General features: G+C 46.9%; 17 protein-coding genes and 1 riboswitch. Of the genes, 11 read left to right on the top strand and 6 right to left on the bottom strand.

Annotated elements, in window-relative coordinates; genetic code table 11:
* Positions 1-153: 153 nt before the first annotated feature.
* The 3 genes from EV210_RS03850 to EV210_RS03840 are packed head-to-tail and all read right to left on the bottom strand — an operon-like array spanning position 154 to position 2,871.
* Positions 154-696 carry a gamma carbonic anhydrase family protein gene (locus tag EV210_RS03850; protein ID WP_132075832.1) on the bottom strand — a complete coding sequence of 181 codons (543 nt, stop codon included), beginning with the start codon at positions 694-696 and terminating at the stop codon, positions 154-156.
* Between the two features lie 20 nt (positions 697-716).
* A complete protein-coding gene (locus EV210_RS03845) occupies positions 717-1,895 on the bottom strand; it encodes an NAD(P)-dependent malic enzyme (RefSeq protein ID WP_132075829.1) in 1,179 nt (392 codons plus the stop codon).
* A gap of 28 nt (positions 1,896-1,923) precedes the next feature.
* Positions 1,924-2,871, bottom strand: a complete 948-nt coding sequence (locus EV210_RS03840; protein ID WP_132075826.1) for a nitronate monooxygenase — start codon at positions 2,869-2,871, stop codon at positions 1,924-1,926.
* 124 nt (positions 2,872-2,995) lie between these two features.
* On the opposite strand from EV210_RS03840, the gene EV210_RS03835 reads away from it, so the two are divergent.
* Positions 2,996-3,871, top strand: a complete 876-nt coding sequence (locus EV210_RS03835) for a LysR family transcriptional regulator (protein WP_132075824.1) — start codon at positions 2,996-2,998, stop codon at positions 3,869-3,871.
* Between the two features lie 8 nt (positions 3,872-3,879).
* On the opposite strand, the gene EV210_RS23245 is transcribed toward EV210_RS03835, so the two are convergent.
* Positions 3,880-4,743 carry a methyl-accepting chemotaxis protein gene (locus EV210_RS23245; RefSeq protein ID WP_132075821.1) on the bottom strand — a complete coding sequence of 288 codons (864 nt, stop codon included), beginning with the start codon at positions 4,741-4,743 and terminating at the stop codon, positions 3,880-3,882.
* A 173-nt stretch (positions 4,744-4,916) separates the two neighbouring features.
* A complete protein-coding gene (locus EV210_RS22470; protein WP_165898776.1) occupies positions 4,917-5,084 on the bottom strand; it encodes a hypothetical protein in 168 nt (55 codons plus the stop codon).
* A 152-nt stretch (positions 5,085-5,236) separates the two neighbouring features.
* On the opposite strand from EV210_RS22470, the gene EV210_RS03825 reads away from it, so the two are divergent.
* From EV210_RS03825 to EV210_RS03795, 7 genes are all read left to right on the top strand, one after another.
* Entirely contained in the window at positions 5,237-7,306 is a 2,070-nt protein-coding gene (locus tag EV210_RS03825; RefSeq protein WP_207900642.1) for a sigma 54-interacting transcriptional regulator, read from the top strand.
* 263 nt (positions 7,307-7,569) lie between these two features.
* Positions 7,570-8,982 carry a hypothetical protein gene (locus tag EV210_RS03820; RefSeq protein ID WP_132075818.1) on the top strand — a complete coding sequence of 471 codons (1,413 nt, stop codon included), beginning with the start codon at positions 7,570-7,572 and terminating at the stop codon, positions 8,980-8,982.
* A 15-nt stretch (positions 8,983-8,997) separates the two neighbouring features.
* Positions 8,998-10,452 carry a 4-hydroxyphenylacetate 3-hydroxylase family protein gene (locus tag EV210_RS03815; RefSeq protein WP_132075815.1) on the top strand — a complete coding sequence of 485 codons (1,455 nt, stop codon included), beginning with the start codon at positions 8,998-9,000 and terminating at the stop codon, positions 10,450-10,452.
* A 23-nt stretch (positions 10,453-10,475) separates the two neighbouring features.
* Positions 10,476-10,751 (top strand): NifU family protein, encoded by a 276-nt coding sequence (locus EV210_RS03810; protein ID WP_243650425.1) that lies wholly within the window; start codon positions 10,476-10,478, stop codon positions 10,749-10,751.
* A complete protein-coding gene (locus EV210_RS03805; RefSeq protein ID WP_132075810.1) occupies positions 10,741-11,067 on the top strand; it encodes a hypothetical protein in 327 nt (108 codons plus the stop codon). The genes EV210_RS03810 and EV210_RS03805 overlap by 11 nt, the downstream gene beginning before the upstream one ends.
* A complete protein-coding gene (locus tag EV210_RS03800) occupies positions 11,036-12,331 on the top strand; it encodes an acetyl-CoA hydrolase/transferase family protein (protein ID WP_132075807.1) in 1,296 nt (431 codons plus the stop codon). The genes EV210_RS03805 and EV210_RS03800 overlap by 32 nt, the downstream gene beginning before the upstream one ends.
* Positions 12,332-12,335: 4 nt before the next feature.
* Positions 12,336-12,662: a CC/Se motif family (seleno)protein gene (locus EV210_RS03795; protein WP_132075804.1), complete on the top strand. Its 327-nt coding sequence runs from the start codon at positions 12,336-12,338 to the stop codon at positions 12,660-12,662.
* 80 nt (positions 12,663-12,742) lie between these two features.
* Here the strand turns inward: EV210_RS03795 and EV210_RS03790 are convergent, their stop codons facing one another.
* Positions 12,743-13,900: an iron-containing alcohol dehydrogenase gene (locus EV210_RS03790; protein WP_132075801.1), complete on the bottom strand. Its 1,158-nt coding sequence runs from the start codon at positions 13,898-13,900 to the stop codon at positions 12,743-12,745.
* A gap of 268 nt (positions 13,901-14,168) precedes the next feature.
* Positions 14,169-14,366: riboswitch (cobalamin riboswitch) on the top strand.
* A gap of 106 nt (positions 14,367-14,472) precedes the next feature.
* Here EV210_RS03790 and EV210_RS03785 point away from each other — a divergent pair.
* The 3 genes from EV210_RS03785 to EV210_RS03775 all read left to right on the top strand — a co-directional run bounded on the left by EV210_RS03785 (position 14,473) and on the right by EV210_RS03775 (position 18,526).
* Positions 14,473-15,501: a nicotinate-nucleotide--dimethylbenzimidazole phosphoribosyltransferase gene (locus tag EV210_RS03785; protein ID WP_132075798.1), complete on the top strand. Its 1,029-nt coding sequence runs from the start codon at positions 14,473-14,475 to the stop codon at positions 15,499-15,501.
* Between the two features lie 152 nt (positions 15,502-15,653).
* Positions 15,654-16,877: a sensor histidine kinase gene (locus EV210_RS03780; protein WP_132075796.1), complete on the top strand. Its 1,224-nt coding sequence runs from the start codon at positions 15,654-15,656 to the stop codon at positions 16,875-16,877.
* Between the two features lie 26 nt (positions 16,878-16,903).
* Positions 16,904-18,526 (top strand): response regulator, encoded by a 1,623-nt coding sequence (locus tag EV210_RS03775; RefSeq protein WP_132075793.1) that lies wholly within the window; start codon positions 16,904-16,906, stop codon positions 18,524-18,526.
* Positions 18,527-18,599: the final 73 nt, after the last annotated feature.

Raw genomic sequence — 18,599 nt, 5'->3', positions numbered from 1 at the left:
TCATGCTTATCGTATATCTGCGGTAGGGGAAAGTAAAATTCTTGTTTACTATATACTGTATTCGTAAAAAGAATAAATAAAAAAAACTACACTTTTTATGTTGAATGGTTTTCCATCCAATATAAAAAAGTGTAGTTTTTTTATGAAGCTAAGTTAGATTATTTTTTCGCCATGGTACCGTTCGCCGCCTGCATCAGGCATAATTCCATAACGTTCTGTCCAGAGCGTTTTGTACTTGACAGCCTGGGCGTGGATACTGTCCCAATCTTCAGGTACTTGTCTGATAACTTTGGCTGGTATGCCTACTACCAGCGAATGGGGCGGTACAATCTGGCCTTCTTTTACTACCGCTCCTGCGGCGACAATACTGCCGGTGCCGATAACCGCTTTATTCAGTACGATTGCTCCCATACCAATGAGGCAATTGTCTTCGATGGTTGCTCCGTGAATAATGCAGTTATGGCCAACGGTAACGAAATCGCCGATAATAGTAGGGCAGTCGTCGGCAACATGCACTACGCTGTTATCCTGAACATTGGAATAACGACCGATTTCAATGCGGTTAACATCACCTCTGACAACGGAGTTAAACCAAATGCTGCTAAACTCTTTCATCGTTACTTTGCCGATTACCTTTGCGCCGTCGGCGATAAAGGTTTTGGGATCACGGGTAGGTTCAATGCCTTCAAATTTCATGATTTTCTCCTTCCAGCATATTAAATCCGGTTTATACCGGTTTGTCGGGCTGCTTGTGCAACTGCTTTCGCAACAAGACAGGCAATTTTGGGGTTGAGTGGTTCAGGAAAGACACGATCCGCAGTTAGCTCACCAGCGCTGATACTGTTGGCGATCGTAATAGCGGCAGCTAAACACATGCTTTGGTTAATGTCACTGGCTCTCACTGAGAGGGCACCCTTCAGGATCCCGGGAAAAGCAGCCAGGTTATTGATCATATTTGGGTAATCCGAGCGACCTGTGCCTATAACCGCTGCGCCACCGGCTTTCGCTTCAGAAGGAGTAATCTCCGGCTCAGGGTTGGCCATGGCAAAAACAATTGCCTGTGAATTCATGGCTGCTATCATCTCTTTGGTGACAAGGCCAGGCCTGGAAACCCCGATAAACACATCAGCAGCTTGAAGCGCATCAGCAAGGCTGCCGGTCTCTGACAGCATGTTTGTCAATGCTGCAATTTCTTTATGGCCTTCGTTTAACAGCGTTTCGGGATGATGCAGACTTAAAATTCCTTTTTGGTCTACCAGGATAAGGGTGGTGGCGCCATAAGCAAGCAGCAGCTTGGCGATGGCTATTCCCGCAGCACCGGCACCATTAATGACAATTCTGCTTTCCGTGAGGTCTTTATTAACAAGCTTATGGGCGTTGATCAAGCCAGCCAGAACACAAACCGCGGTGCCATGTTGATCGTCGTGAAATACGGGGATATCCAGCTCCTGTTTTAAGCGCGATTCAATTTCGAAGCAGCGGGGGGCGCTTATATCCTCAAGATTAATTGCTCCGAACGTGGGGGCAAGGTATTTTACAGTCTTAATAATTTCTTCCGTATCCTGTGTATCGAGGCACACTGGAATCGCATCAACATTTGCTAAATTCTTAAATAATAAGGCTTTGCCTTCCATGACTGGTAGGGCTGCTTTGGGGCCAATATTACCCAGTCCCAGGACGGCCGACCCATCGGAAACAATGGCAACCAGATTACCCTTGGAAGTATAGTCATACACTTCTTCAGCGTTAGCGGCAATTCGGCGGCATGGTTCGGCCACTCCCGGACTGTAGACCAGGCTTAAGTCTTGCTGACTGGTCACAGATATTTTACTAGCAATGGTCAATTTACCTTTCATTTGCTTGTGGAGTGCCAAGGACCTTTGATAAACATCCATATTACCCGGCTCCTTTAGTCCTGTGTTTTTACCAGGTTTTTACCAGACCGGGAGCATTGGCGAGCAGGCGGGTTGCTTCAACGGTTACCTCGTCAATAATAGCTTGAGCCGATTTAATGCTAGTCAGTCTGCTGAGACTTTGGCCTACCTGGACAAGACCGTTCTCAACATCACCGTCGACGGCTGCCAGCTTATTGGTTCCGGTGGCCAGCGTGTTTAACACTTCGTCGGGAGCGCCGCTGCGTTCAAGCTCCAGGAATTTTTCGGTAAACTTGCTTCTTAAGCCGCGTACGCCGTGGCCGCGGGAATAGCCGGTCACCACAGAATCGGTATCTTGGGCAGCAATAATCTGTTTTTTCGCGTTGGCATGAACGGTGCATTCTTCTGCCAGCAGGAAGCGGGAGCCCATTTGTACGCCTGCCGCACCCATCAGCAGCGCGGCTGCTATGCCGCGTCCGTCAACAATTCCGCCAGCTGCGACCACAGGTATTTTAATTTCCGGAATTACGTTGGTCAGCAGTGCCATGGTGGTCAATGTACCAATGTGTCCGCCTGCCTCCATACCTTCGATGACCAGAGCATCGGCACCAGCTGCTTCGACCCGTTGGGCAAGTTTTACGGAAGGTACAACGGGAATTACTTTAATACCTGCTTTGTGGAATTTCTCAAACATCGGTACAGGATTGCCGGCACCTAAGGTTACAAACGCCACTTTTTCTTCGCAAATCACATCGGCTACTTCTTCCTTATTCGGAGCCATTAGCATAACATTCACACCAAAAGGTTTGGTAGTCAGCGTTTTCGTTTTGCGGATTTCATCGCGGACCCAGTCGGCCGAGCGGCCGCCTGTTGAGATAATGCCTGCGCCGCCGGCATTGGATACTGCTGCTGTCAGGGCAGCTTCCGAGATCCAGGCCATACCGCCTTGAATAATGGGATATTTGATACCAAGTAATGCTGTGAGTGAGGTTTGCACAGTAATCATCCCCTATCTTTTTTAAAAAATTACTTATTTATAGTCTACCCCGAATTTTTAAAAAACGGAAATAGCAGCTTTTTATGTTATAATAATTTCAAAATATGACGGGGGAGCTATTTGAATGGATCTTCGCCAAATGGAGTATTTTCAAATGGTATGTCGATTAAACAATTTGACGCGGGCAGCAGAGCGGCTTCATGTAGCTCAGCCAGCCATTTCAGTCGCTATGCAAAAGCTGGAGGAAGAATTGGGTGTGCAGCTGTTCAGCCGTAGTCAAAAGCAGTTCACTTTAACCACGGAAGGCCAGGTTTTCTTGGCGCGGGTAGAAGATATACTCAGCAGAACACAGGATGCCATACTGGAAATGCACGAATACCGCGAATTAAGAAAAGGCACGATTAAGCTTGGCGTACCACCGATGATTGGCTCGTATTTGTTTCCGCACATTTTTGCCGGCTTTAAGCAGGTATACCCGTCGCTTGACCTGTCTGTCATTGAGGAAGGCTCGCTGGCCATCCGAGGCATGCTGGAAAGGGATGAACTTGACTTAGGAATTGTTATTACCTGCCACATGTCTCCGCTTCTGCAGTCTGAACTGATTACCAGCGGAGAAATTCTTGTGTGCCTGTCGCCCTTTCATCCGCTTGCGGGAGTGGAAAAAGTTGATTTTGCCCAGCTCAGGCAGGAACCGTTCATTTTACTCAAAGAAGATACGTATCACCGGCAAGTCATCCTGCAGCAGTGCAAAAGACATAATTTTGAGCCGAATATTATTTTGGCTTCCAGTCAAATTGATACGATACGCGGTTTAGTGGCAAGAGGTGTAGGGATTTCGTTCCTGTTCGACGTTGTTGCCCGAAAGGATCCTCAAATACAGTGCGTGCCGCTTGTTGAGCCATTGTGTATCGAAATTGGCCTTGCCTGGAAAAAGGACCGCTATCTCTCTAAGGCTTCACAAGCATTTTTAGACTATATGAGCACCCTGATTGCCAAATAGTCATTCTGTTATTTATGAGTATGATGAAATAATGATTCTGCTATTTCGTTCAGGGTGGTTGCCATGGAGGTAAGGCTTTGGGCGGCATCACTCATTTCATGCATAGCGGATGTCTGCGTATGGATGGTGCTGTCAATCGTGCCGCTTTTTTGCGCCAGCAAGGCAACAGATTCCTGAATGCTCGTTAAAGCCTTGGTGATCTGCTGGACTGACTCGGCGCTTGCTGTTGCCAGTTTACGAACCTCTTCCGCCACTACGCCGAAGCCTCGTCCCATTTCACCAACTCGTGCCGCTTCTATAGCGGCATTTAAACCAAGCAAATTGGTCTGGCTGGCAACTGTTTTAATGAAGGAGACAATTTCGTCTGTTTTTTTTCCGGTGGCGGCTAAGTCCTTACTTAAAGCATCAAGGTCATTGCTTGCTGCAGAAATGGTAACAGATCTCGCCGTAAGCTCTTCCATACCGGCGGTGAGTTCCTCGGCTGCAGAAGCCAGGCTGCTGGCTACGGAAATAATTTTTTCCTGCTTATCAACGGTTTGCGTTGTTGTTACACAACCGACCACTGTATTGCCTTTTTTAAAGGGGATCGCAAGTGCCGCGTAGGGAATACCGTAGGCCGATTTTTCGCGAGTTACGATTTCTACAACCGCTTGTCCTGTTTCCAGGCATTTCTTACTAATTTTTCCCTTTACCGGATCACCGGGTTTGTTACCAAGGTTAAGTGTCTCGGCAGGAGCATAAGCAAGGTATTTTCCGTCTTTGACAACTGAGATGCCAACATCGCCAAAACTGACATCATTAAGATAAGGGGCCACCGCAGCAAACATATCGAGAATTTCTTCCGCCTGGTATGTCTTTTTGGTAGTAACCATGGATCTTACCTCCAGTCTTTATCTGTTTTTCTGAGGTGGCTGTAAGCCTCAATAGCAAAATTTGGATTGTAGTCATTTTTCTACATTTTTATATAAATTCCTTCAATGTATCGGCCAGGACAGGCAATGGACTTATAAGCAAAGGAAGCACTTAATAAAAGTGCTTCCTTCGCTTATAAAAATTGGCGTTCCAGGGCGGCAATTTCTTCCTGGTGTTGTTGGTTTAACTCGTCAGCCAGCTGCTGCGCCTGATTGTAATCAAGGTACGTAGCAGATCGCAAAAATAAATGATCTTTCAACGTATAAGTATTATTTATGTTTGCAAATACTTCAAAACGCACGTTCTACCCCCTTTGCGTGATTATCTCTAATAGTATTTACGCAGCAATACAGGATGTATCCTTTTTTGCGCAAGAGAGGAAGAAAGCATTGTATGCAGAAGTAATCACTCAGGTCAGACTCTATCGAGAGCCATGTGGCATGGGAGGAAAGTATGAAAATCTCTGATATTATGATTCGAATACATCCTATATCGGCAGCCGATGTTGTCACTGGGCGAACAGAAATAAAGGCACCAAAGTACATTGATTTTTTTCCTGTAGTAGATGAACGGCAGGAATATGCAGGAACGATTAAAAGAGATGTTTTGTTAGCAATTCAGGATTGCAACGCGCCAGGCAGTCTGTCGTTGCAAACACATATTGACAGTAAAACTCCTGTTGTCTTGAAGACAGAGGATATTGACGCTTTGCCCGAAGCCGTCCATCAAGCCGTGGTTGTAGATGATAATAGGCAGGTTGTGGGAATTGTAACTGCTGCCAGGCTGATTAGAATGCTTAGAAAAAATCTCAATGAATTTAAAGATCAGTTTTCCGCTGTAATCAACTCAGCTCAAAATGGCATATTGGCTGTAGACTGTGAGGGAAGAATTATTATTGCCAATAGAGCTGTAGAGGAAATTTTGGAAGTGCAAAATAGCAGTATAATCGGGCGCCAGGTATCTGAGGTGATATCCAATACACTGATGCCTGTTATACTTGAGTCCAAGAAGCCTTTGCTTGGACAGAAAATCAGGCTGGGCAAGACGGTAGTAATGGCTAACTACTCGCCTATTATATCGGGTAATGAGGTAGTGGGAGCGGTCAGTGTATTTCAGGATATTTCTTTGTTGGAGAATACTTCGTCGGAACTTAATTACGTAAAAGGCCTTATGTATGAACTGGAGGCAATTATTAATTCCTCCTATGATGGGATGTTCATTACCGATGCTGAGGGAAATGTTCTCAGGGTCAATAAGGCTTATGAACGGATTGCCGGTATAAAAGCTGCTGAAATTCTTGGTAAGGATATGCGACAGTTAGTAGAAGCGCAATATTATAACCAGTCGGTAACTTTGCTGGTAATGGAAAAGGGAGAAAGCATCACGATCAATCAAACAGTCAAAAATGATCGTAAAATATTGGTTACCGGTAACCCTGTCTTTGATGCTGAAGGTAATTTATTCCGGGTGGTTACCAACGTACGGGATATTACGGAATTGTCGCAGCTACAGGAGCAGCTGTCAAAGACAAAAGAGCAGACCTTAAAATACGAGACTGAATTATCTCACCTCAGATCCATGCAGCTGAAAGCACAGGAGATTATTTTTCGCAGCAACTCCATGACCCAGGCGATTGCTACAGCAACTAAAATTGCTGAAGTAGACTCAACAGTGTTAGTTACCGGTGAGTCAGGTACCGGCAAAGAGCTTATTGCAAAACTAATTCATAAAAGAGGCAAAGGGATTACCAAACCATTTATCAAAATTAATTGTGCCGCTTTGCCGGAGCATTTATTGGAATCGGAACTCTTCGGTTATGAGACGGGCGCGTTTACAGGAGCTAAAAAGGAAGGCAAGCCCGGATTGTTTGAACTGGCTCATAATGGAACCTTATTTCTTGATGAAGTGGGCGATATGCCGCTCATTCTGCAGGCCAAATTGCTGCGGGCAATTCAGGATAAAGAGTTCATGCGTGTAGGCGGTACGAAATCAATAAAAGTAAATGTGCGCATTATTGCCGCGACTCATCGTAACTTGGCAGATATGGCTAAGGAAGGCAGCTTTCGTACGGACTTATATTACCGGCTCGTAGTTGTTCCGATTCATTTACCGCCACTGCGGGACCGCAAAGAAGATATTCCGCTCTTAATTATTCACTTTTTGGAGAAGTTTAATAAGCGTTTTGGCTATAGTAAAACAATAAGGCCGGAAGTAATTGATAAATTGGCGGACTACTCCTGGCCGGGCAATGTCCGAGAACTGGAAAACATCATAGAAAGAATGATGGTAACGGCAACAGTGGAGGAATTAAATTTCGATTGTTTACCGGAAAGTTTAAAAACCAAAAGCTTTTTACCAAAGCGTGGTACAAAGTTAAAAACTGCAGTTGAACAGGTAGAGGCCTTTTTATTGTCGGAAACATATAAAGATTGTCAGTCATGGCAGAAGGTTGCCGAAGCTTTAGATGTTGACCGGGCTACCGTGTACCGCAAGGCAAAACACTATGGGTTACTGAAAGGATAGATGTATCAATAATGCGACTGTTGTAAAATTGCGATTATTTACTAATGTAAAGAGCTTGCGGATCATTGTAGCCGGGCAAGTCGTAGAAATGCATATGCAGGTAACTGGAATAAACAGCTTTGAGCAGGAAACTCAAGGCTGTTTTTTGTTGGCATACAAGTTGCAATAGTATCAGGCAACAGCACTGATGGGAGGTGGTTATCAAGGCGATTATAATTTGTGAAGAAAAGACGGAATTATCAAAAAAGGAAAGGGTGAAATAAATGAAATTCCTCGGACCTATTTACAAACGCGAATTTGGTCAAAAACAACCCCACATTCCGTTAGGACCTTTTCAATTTCGACTGCCCTTCATTCATTACCGTTTTGAACTGCCCGACTATATCCAGGGTTTGCTCATGTGTGCCGTCTGCCTCGGCATTATTCCTATCCTTCAGGAATATTTAGGTATGCCTTTTGAAATTGCAATTACTATCGTTATATTAAATGGTTTCTTTTACTTGTGGCATTCTCATTTGGGTGATCCTGTTGTGCCTGGCTGGATTACTCCGGCAATTCCGCTTTTATTGCTGTGGCTTAAGACTTTTCCTGAGGGCGTTCCCAGGATACATGCCCTTATTGCCTTTGAATTTGAGCTTGGTCTGTTTTCTCTGCTTCTTGGTATGACGGGACTTGCCAAGCGGTTTGTCGATCTGGTGCCGGATGCGCTAAAGTCCGGTATTTTACTGGGAGCGGGGATTGCGGCAGTGCGGCTGGTATTTCAGCAAGGAGGCCGTTTTGATCTTTATCCCTGGACAATTACCATCTCAATCGGTTTTGCCTTTTATATTCTCTTTTCCAATCATTTTAAAACGCTGCGCAATAAAAACAAATTTTTAAAACATCTTTCCGATCTTGGACTTATGCCTGCTTTAGTTCTAGCGATTATTGTAGCGCCCTTGGTCAAAGAATTACCCTGGCCGGATATTCAGTGGGGATTTACCGTTCCTCAGTTTTATACGCTGTTTACTGAATGGACACCTTTGTCCGACCGGGTAGGCTGGCCGCCTCTCAGTATGTATCTGCAAGCTGCACCGCTGGTCGCAGCCGTATATGTCGTGTTGTTCGGCGAATTAATTCAGGCAGAGGCATTAATCGATGAAGCACGGGAATTCCGCAATGGCGATGAAGATATTCATTTCGATGCCAACCGGAACAATATCATTGTTGGCTTGCGCAATATGGGCATGTCTGTGCTGGGGCCTGATGCTTCGATGTGCGGACCGATGTGGGCTGCTATGCAGGTAGTAGAGTGTGAACGGTATAAGCATGGCCGTGAGGCGATGGATAGCTTGTTCGGAGGAGTTGCTTCCTTCCGGCTGGGTACTTTTACCGGTTACTTCTTTTCACCTATTGTAACCTTGGTAAAACCGATTTTACCGATTGCTTTATCGCTTACCATGCTGGTGCAGGGGTACGTTGCCGTACGGGTGGGTGTATTAAAAGCCAGGACTTTTAATGACCTAGGCGTTGCCGGGATTGTGGCGGCAGTACTCATTACTCGTGAAGCCGGTGCCGCTTTTGGAGTTGGCATCATTTTATGCCTGCTGATTTACGGTAAGGATACCTTCCGCAACTGGTCCACTTATGATAAGGTAAAGGACCCTGTGTTTAACAGTAGAATAGGATCCGAATAAAAGGAGGAATTGCAAATGGCTTTAAAAACTGCACAACAATATGAGGATAGCTTACGGAAGCTTAAGCTAAAGGTTTATCTGCAAGGCGAACTTGTCGATAATCCCGTTGATCATCCCATTATCAAACCCTCGATGAATTCAGTGAAAATGACCTATGAACTGGCTCAAGATCCTCAGTACGAAGATTTAATGACCGCCACCTCCCACCTCAGCGGTGAAAAAGTGAACCGCTTCTGCCACCTGCACCAGAGCAGTGAGGATTTAGTGAAAAAAGTAAAGATGCAGCGCCTTTTGGGACAAAAGACGGCTGCCTGTTTTCAGCGCTGTGTGGGCATGGATGCCATCAATGCCGTTGACAGTGTGACCTTTGAAATGGATAACAAGCTTGGCACTACTTACCATAAACGGTTTATCAAGTTTTTAACAATGATGCAGGAAGAGGACTTAACGGTAGATGGTGCCATGACCGATCCGAAGGGCGACCGGGGTCTGCCTCCCAGCAAGCAGGAAGATGCCGATCTGTTTGTTCATGTTGTAGAAAGACGGCAGGATGGGATCGTTGTCAGTGGTGCCAAAGCCCATCAGACAGGTGCGATTAATTCCCATTGGATATTGGTAATGCCTACTATCGCCATGGGCAGGGAAGATGCGGATTATGCCGTATCCTTCGTGGCTCCCGCTGATGCGGAAGGGATATTTTATATCTATGGCCGCCAATCCTGCGATACCCGCAAGCTGGAAGAAGGCGACATTGACGTAGGCAACAAGCAGTTTGGCGGACACGAAGCACTGATGGTCTTTGATAATGTGTTTATCCCCTGGGAAAACGTTCTGATGTGCGGTGAATATGAGTTCAGCGGCTTACTGGTAGAACGGTTTGCTGGTTATCACCGTCAAAGCTATGGTGGCTGCAAGGTTGGAGTGGGCGATGTACTCATTGGCGCTGCTGCGCTGGCGGCTGATTATAATGGTGCTGCTAAGGCCTCCCACCTGAAAGATAAATTAATTGAGATGGTGCATCTGAATGAAACGCTGTATGCCTGCGGGATTGCCTGCTCGGCAGAAGGGCACAAAACCGCTTCAGGCACGTATTTGATTGATTTATTGCTGGCGAATGTCTGTAAGCAGAATGTAACCCGTTTTCCTTATGAAATTGCCCGTCTTGCCGAGGACATCGCCGGTGGTCTGATGGTAACCATGCCGTCAGAAAAAGATTTGCGCCATCCGGAGATTGGCAAAGTAGTGGAAAAATATTTCCGTGGCGTCGCTTCTGTCCCAACTGAGTATCGTATGCGCATCCTGCGGCTAATTGAAAATATTACACTCGGAACTGCTGCTGTCGGTTACCGGACTGAATCCATGCATGGTGCCGGATCACCTCAGGCCCAGCGGATTATGATTGCCCGCCAAGGCAATATTGAACAGAAAAAGGAACTGGCTAAAGCAATCGCCGGTATTCCGGCCCAATAAACGGTATGTACGAGCAACGTATTATGAAAATTATCACAGAGCGGATTCGGCCGGCATTGCAGGCTCATCAAGGGGATATTGAACTGGTGGAAGTAAGTAGTGCAGGGCTTGTAACAGTACGATTAGCCGGGGCATGTGCAACATGTCCCGGTGCCCAGCAAACGCTGGCCGGGGTTGTGGAGACTGAACTGCGCCAGGCTTGCCCTGAGATTACCGGAGTGAATGCCGTGTACCAGGCAAGTGATGAGCTCATTTCACAGGCACTGCGGCTGCTGCGAAAAGACAAAAATGGGCATTAAAAATATAAGCATTACTTTCTGCGGCGGCTGCAATCCGCGAATTGACCGTGGCAGCTTGGCGAAAAAAGTGAGTGAACTGATGGTAACACAGGGCTGTACCGTTGTATTCAACAGGCCGGATGCAGATTTTATTATCTATATCAGCGGCTGCAGTGCTAATTGTGCCTGGCGTTATAGTAAGGCGCAAGCTGCTCATATCATAGTGGCTGGTGCTGCTGTCGATTCCATTGCGGCAGCGGAAACCGAACTGGTAAGTAAGATTATGCACAGGGTGAGGGATTATCTTGAACGATTGGAGAATGGCGTATCAAAATAAACTCGTTTCTGCCGAACAAGCAATTCAAGTTGTAAAATCCGGTGACCGGGTTGTGACGGGGCATGCCTGTGGAGAGCCTTCGGCACTGGTCGAGGCACTGGTAGCAAGAGCGCCTGAGCTTAGAGCGGTAGAAATCGTTCATATGGTGGCAATGGGGCCGGCTAAATATGCCCAGCCGGGAATGGAAGCAAGTTTTCGTCACAATGCTTTGTTTGTAGGAGCATCTACACGCAAGGCGGTAGAGGAGAAGAGAGCGGACTATACACCGTGCTTCTTCTCTGAAATTCCCCGTTTGTTCCGGGAAAAGCTGCTGCCTGTTGATGTCGCTCTCATTCAGATTACACCGCCTGATGAAGAAGGCTTTTGCAGCTACGGTCTTTCGGCGGACTATACAGTAGCGGCGGCAGAATGTGCAGCAACCGTTATTGCACAAGTTAATGCTAAAATGCCCCGTACGGGAGGAGTAAAAATCCATCTGGATGCAATCGATTTCCTTGTGGAAAAAGAGGAGCCGTTACTGGAGCTTAAACCTCCGGCAATTGGAGCGATAGAGAAGCAAATTGGTGAGCATGTGGCCAGCCTGATTGCCGACGGTTCAACCTTGCAGCTGGGAATAGGTGCTATTCCTGATGCGGTTTTGCTGTTTCTTACTGGCAAAAAAGACATCGGTATTCACTCGGAAATGTTTTCTGATGGCGTAGTTGGGCTTGCAGAAGCAGGCGTTATCACCAACAAGCAGAAGACAATCAATCCAGGCAAATTTATGGCTGCTTTTCTTATGGGAACCAGGAAATTATATGATTTCATTGACGGCAATCCGCTGGTCGAACTTCAGCCTGTCGATTATATTAATGATCCCTGTGTTATTGGCCAGCATGACAATATGGTATCGATTAATTCGGCTCTGCAAGTGGACTTGATGGGACAAGTAAATGCGGAAATGATTGGCTCCAGGCAGTTTAGCGGCATTGGCGGCCAGGTCGATTTTGTCCGCGGCGTCAGCCGCGCCAAAAATGGCAAGTCAATTATTGCCCTGCCGTCTACCGCTGCCGGCGGCAGGGTATCACGGATTGCCTGTGAGCTTGACCGGGGGGCTGCTGTTTCCACTTCGCGCAATGATGTTCATTACATTGTTACGGAATATGGCATTGCTAATTTACGCGGCAAGAGTCTCAGAGAGCGTACTTTAGCCTTAATCGGTATTGCCCATCCCGATTTTCGCGAGAGTTTGCTGGCCGAGGCTAAAGACAAAGGAATGATATAGGGTAATGTTTATCATTGAACAGGCTGCGGCAAAGTATATCAATGCCCGGTCAGGCTCTGTTGTTGTCAGTTTAAAGCTTGAGCCTGCAATGGGCGGCTGTGCCTGCTCTGCCCGGCATATCACCGGCAGTTATCTGCCGGTGATAACATTGGGGCCGCCCACTGAGCCTGACCAATACAACCAGGTTAGCATTGATGACATTACTGTATTCTATGCTCCTAATATCCAGCCTAAAGCAGACTATCCGTCGATGGTAATTCGGATGAAGAAAATGCTGCTTTGGAGCTGGCTGGAGATCGAAGGGGCTAAGCCAATCGCAAGCTTTAAATAAAAAAGGGGACTGTTCCCTTTTGTGTGACAAAAAGTAGAAAGGGTGGCTTACCTCGTGTAAGCCACCCTTTCTACTTTTTTTTATAACAGCGAACGATAAATCTCCTCGACTTCCGCCTGCGTTCCCTGGCGCGGATTGGTCAGGCAGCAGATATCGCGCAGCGCATTCGCAGCCAGCAGCGGGATATCTGCTGCTTTAAATCCGCGTACTTCACTGAGTTTTTGCGGCAAACCCAGACTGTGGTTCAACTGGCGGACTGCTGCTATCGCCGCCGTGGCACTCTCCTCAGCCGTCATTCCCGGAACGGCAATACCCATAGCAGCGGCGATTTCCACATATTTTTCTAAGGCGCATGGCAGATTATATTCCATTACTGCCGGCAATAAAATGGCATTACATAAGCCATGGGGCAAGTTATAAAAACCACCCAGCTGATGGGCAAGGGCATGTACATAGCCCAGACTGGCATTATTAAAGGCAATACCGGCCAGATATTCGGCAAAGGTCATCATTTCCCTGGCTGATAGATTATTGCCGTCCTTATAAGCGGGCAGCAGGTTCCGGCTAATCAGTTCAACTGCTTTCAGCGCTTTGCAGTCCGTTACCGGGGTTGCATTTGTCGATACGTAAGCCTCAATAGCATGGGTTAAGGCGTCCATGCCGGTGGCGGCAGTAAGGCCGGGGGGCATTGCGGTCATCAGTTCGGCATCGTTTACGGCGATGCAGGGGGTAACATGCCAGTCGTTAATCGTCATTTTAATATGGCGTTCTTCATCGGTGATTACGCAGAAACGGGTTAGCTCGCTGCCTGTGCCGGAGGTCGTATTGATAGCAATCAGCGGGGCTGCAGGCTTTTTGGATTTATTTAAGCCTTCGTAATTACTGATCTCGCCGCCGTTGGTCGCAAGGAGGGCAATGGCCTTGGCGCAGTCATGCGGTGAACCGCCGCCAAAAGACAACAAAAAATCGCAGCCGTTATCGCTAAAGAGCTTTAAACCGTAATTGACCTGCTTAACGGTAGGATTCGGGGAGACATTATCATAAATGACATAGAAAATCCCCGCGTTAGACAGCAGTTCAAGGAGACCGTTAATCAGTCCGATGTCTACTAAGGCCTTATCACTGACAACAAGGGCTTTCCGGCAGGCCAGCGGCTTAATGTAGGTTATAATCTGCCCAAGACAGCCCGAACCTAAAATGCTGATGGGGGTCATGAAATACTCATGTATTTTACTCATCCTGCAATCCTTTCGAAAAATAGTGTTGTCCACAGGATATCATTGTATGTTGAATGGTACAAGCTGGTGTGCCGCACTTAGCAGCAGATTGGCAATTAAATCCTACAGCTTAACAAATCTGGCGGCTGTCTAGTCCGGGTAAGCCTGTCGCCGGGCTGCAAAGTACCAGGAATAGCATTTTTTTTACCAAATGCTTTAACATCTTGCTAAGCGCAAAAATGCGATAGGAGAATGGTTGCGCAGAGCGAAATGGTACGGTACTTACAACTGCATATGCCACTAAACAGGTGCCTCTTTAGCAAAAAGAGGAGAATAGGGAAGTTCGAAGGACGTATCGTCCGTAAACGACGCGGTCGCGCCACTGTAATCAGGAAGGAAGGCCTGCCAAATGCCACCGGTAATCCGGGAAGGCTGAGGCTTCTGATGATCTGTAAGCCAGGAGACCTGCCTGTTTAGCTGTCATTACCCTTCCGCGAAAGAAGGAATGCCAGAAGGATAGGATTTGTTTTAAAAGCCTAGCCCTTTTGGGGTTAGGCTTTTTTACTGAAAATTGAAAATAGGGGGAGAAAAGCATGGATTATCAGGCAAGAGTGGAAGAGTTGATCAATGGGGCGGCAAAACCGGCGGAAAGCTTGGGGCTATTAGAAAAACATATTCGTAAAATTCTGCTGGCCTGGGGGACTATGCATCCCGAGATGAAACCTCATCATTTTATTTTTGCAGCAGATAATGGCGTTGTAGAAGAAGGGGTAGTAAGTTATCCGGCTGAAATCACTTATTTACAGGCAAAAAATATGGTTGATGGGAAAGCTACGATAAGCTGTTTCTGCCAGGCCAATAACATTCCGTACAGCGTAATTGATGTAGGAATTAATCACCGGGAATCAGCAGGTCTAAACCGCAAAGCCGCCCTCGGAACAAAGAATTTTATGAAAGAAGCGGCGATGACGGCAGAGGAATTCACAACAGCCTGGAATGCTGGCTGCGAAGCAGTCGCTGGTGCTGCCAGGCAAGGCGTAAATCTAGTCTCGTTTGGTGAAATGGGAATTGGCAATACGACTACGTCCTCAGCAGTCCTGCATGGACTTACGGGCATTCTGCCTGAATTTGTCGTCGGCTCGGGCGCAGGTGGTACGAACGAGGTGTTAAAGCGGAAACGGTTTGTTGTAGCTAAGGGGGTTGAACGCCATAAGCCGCAATTTCGCTCTATTGAGGATGTTTTGCGGTCGGTTGGCGGATTTGATATTGTCGCAATTTGTGCCGGCATGGTAGAATGCGCCCAACAGCAGATTCCTTTTGTTATCGATGGTTTTATTACGGCAGTAGCTTATGCCTGTGCCGCCAGAATTGATAACCGTACGGAAAACTATGCAATTCCGTCGCACCTGTCAAAAGAGCCGGGGATGGCTTATGCGCTGCTGCTGGGCAATATTCTGGTTGATGATGTGCCAATCAGAGCTAATATGGCGCTTGGTGAAGGCACGGGAGCTATATTAATGGTATCGATGCTGAAAACAATGGTATATGCGATTTATCATACCGCCAGGCTTTCCGACTTTGTCCTTACTCCGCCAGAAGCGGTACAATTAGCGGCAATTTAAAAAAGAACATTTTGAATATTAGATAATTGTCGTCAAATATTGATTTCTTGCTATACGCAGGAACTGAGCCGGGAGGTAGCCAATAATTCCCCTTACACGAGCAATAAAGTCCTATTTTTATTCCTATTGTGTTGATGTGTGGGGGGGATTTTGTGCAATTTTATACCAAGTTTTCCTTAGGTGAAATTGTGAATGCACAAGTGCTGCAGGAAATACAGGATAAGTTTTCTGAGGCTACCGGTTTGGCGGCTGTTATCGTTGATCCTGATGGCAAGCCCATTACCAAACCAAGTAATTTTACCAAGTTTTGCACCTTTGTTCGTTCTCATCCGGAGGGGTTTGCGCGCTGTATGGCCTGCGATGACCGCGGCGGGCGCAAGGCGGTGGAACTGCACCGGCCATTTGTCTATCATTGCCACGGGGGGCTAACTGATTTGGCGGCGCCCATTATTGTGCAGAATGAATATCTGGGAGCTTTTCTGGCCGGGCAGGTTGTCTTACCGCAAGAGGATTTTGATGCCAAGCAGGAGATGTTTCGCCGGTTAGCACCTTATGCCATGGATGAGATCACCTTATCCGAACTGTTTGATATTATAGAAGTAGTACCGGAAAACAAATTGAAGGCAGCAGCCGATTTAATTTATATCATGTCCAACTATATAGTAGAAATGGGGATTGCCAATATTGCGCAAAAGCAGCTGATGGCGGAAATGAAAGAAAAAGCCGATCTGGAGAGCATGCTCCGGGCAAGTGAGCTGAAAGCGCTGCAATCTCAGGTTAATCCCCACTTTTTGTTTAATACTCTAAATACAATAGCCCGGTTGGCTTTACTCGAAGGAGCCAGTCAAACCCAGGAAATCGTCTATTCTCTTTCTGACCTGCTGCGCAATAACTTAAGGGATATCGAGGAACTCAGGACAGTCGAAGATGAGATTAAATATATCAATGATTATTTGACTATTCAAAAAGCGCGCTTTGGTGAACGCATTCAGGCTATTATCGACATAGACCCGCAGCTGCTGGAAGTGTCCATACCGGCACTTAGTCTGCAGCCGTTAGTGGAGAACGCCATTATTCACGGCATTGAGCCGAAAAAAGACGGAGGTTGCATCCGGATTTCCGGTAAAGCGGAAGGTGAGCGGGTGACGATTATCGTGTCCGATACAGGCGTTGGCGTTTCACCGGAGCGGGTTCGCAGCATGCTGAGAGCGGAAAAAAGAACAGTAACGCAAGGGCATTCCACAGGAATTGGTGTAATGAATGTGCATAAGCGGATTCAGCATTATTTTGGCAGCCAATATGGACTAAATATTGATAGCAAGCTTGGTGAAGGCACAAATGTTTATATGTATCTTCCCTTGTGTTATCATTCATAGAACGCTAAAGCAGGGGAGAATGTGGCATGGTTACACTAATGATAGCAGATGATGAACAATTGGAACGTCAGGCTCTGCGCTATATTATCGAAAAAAAATGTCCCCATATACGCATTGTGGCGGAAACGGGAGACGGAACAAGTGCCATACAGCTCGCCGACAGTCAAAAGCCGGACATCATCCTGATGGATATTCGCATGCCGGAGGTGAATGGTCTGGAAGCGGCGCTGAAGATCCGCCGGCTGCTGCCAGAGGTTATGATCGTGATGCTGACTGCTTTTGATGAATTCAGCTATGCCAAACAGGCGCTTTCTGCAGGAGCGGTGGAGTATTTGTTAAAGCCCCTGCGCCCGGCTGATTTGCTGCAGACCCTGGAAGAGGTCAGCGCAAAGGTGGGGCAGCGCAAGCAACAGCAGAAACAGGAAGAAAAGCTTAGGAAAAGCGTCCAAGAAGCAATGCCATTTATTCAAATGTCTTTTGTTTATGATCTTATTTCCGGTAATATCAGCGATATGAATCACTTTGAGGAGCGGGCAACCTTTCTGGGAATGAAGGCCGAACCGGGCGTCGTATTGGTTGCCGATATTGATAATTTTAGACAAATTACCCGTGATGGCGGAGAATCGAAGAAGCAGTTTGTCAAGCAGCAAATCTTTCGCCATATCTGCAGTCAGCTGGGCAGTTCTGCGCTGGTCACTCCTTTTGGGGGAGATAACATCATCATTTTATTGGGCTGCGGTGAGGGGGTTAATCAGGCGCGAACAACCGAACAGGTCAAAGAGATTGCCGGAAAGCTGCATACTACGGCGCTCCAGTCGCTGGGCATCGGCATTACGATTGGGATCGGACGTTATTACCGGGATCCGCTGGAGGCTCATAAATCGTATTTGGACGCCGTTAGTGTGCTGAGGCAGCGCTGCTATGTGAGTGATACACATGTCATGCATGTTGAAGATATCGGTCACCTGAATCCGCTGCCTATTCATTATCCATTCCATTATGAACGGGATTTGCTGGATAAAGTGCGCTGCGGCGAACGCAAGCAGGCTAAGGAGGCCCTCAGGCAGCTGCTCGCTGAAATTTTTGCGTCTCAGGCAGGAATGGAGACCGTTAAAGCCTATGTTCTGGAACTGCTGATTGTGCTATCGCGGGCTGCAGTTGAAGGCGGGGCGAACCTTGAACAACTTACCTTGCTTAATTTTAATACAATTAATCTTCTCGAAGACTGCGAGCGCCACGATGAAATTCATCAATGGGTGCTGGAAGCGCTGGACCGGTTTATGGACAATATGCTGCATAACCGGGATACGATGAATGCCCGGGTTATTAATAAAGCCAGTGATTACATCGTAAAAAACTGCCACAAGAATTTATCTTTGGAAGAAGTCGCCCATACGGTGCATTTAAGCCCTTTTTACTTCAGCCGTCTCTTTAAAGCGGAAAAAGGAACTAACTTTGTAGAATTCCTGACAAAGGCAAGAATTGACAGAGCGAAGCGGATGCTGAATAATCCCGACCAAACGATAGCGCGGATTGCCCTGGAGTGCGGCTACCAGGATGCCAGCTATTTCTGCCGGGTTTTTCGTCAGGAAGTCAGTGTTACGCCTAATCAATACCGGGCAGCTTCGCGAAAAAGTAAGACCGAGTAGCGCCAAGCTGTTTCTTGTGGACAAGAGAGTGATATTTGGCGGCAATAAAATACCGGGCATGAGCTTGCTGTAA

Origin of the sequence: Anaerospora hongkongensis, assembly GCF_004339805.1 — a bacterium.
Lineage (GTDB): Bacteria > Bacillota > Negativicutes > Sporomusales > DSM-15969 > Anaerospora > Anaerospora hongkongensis.
This window is presented reverse-complemented; position numbering and strand designations above follow the sequence as displayed.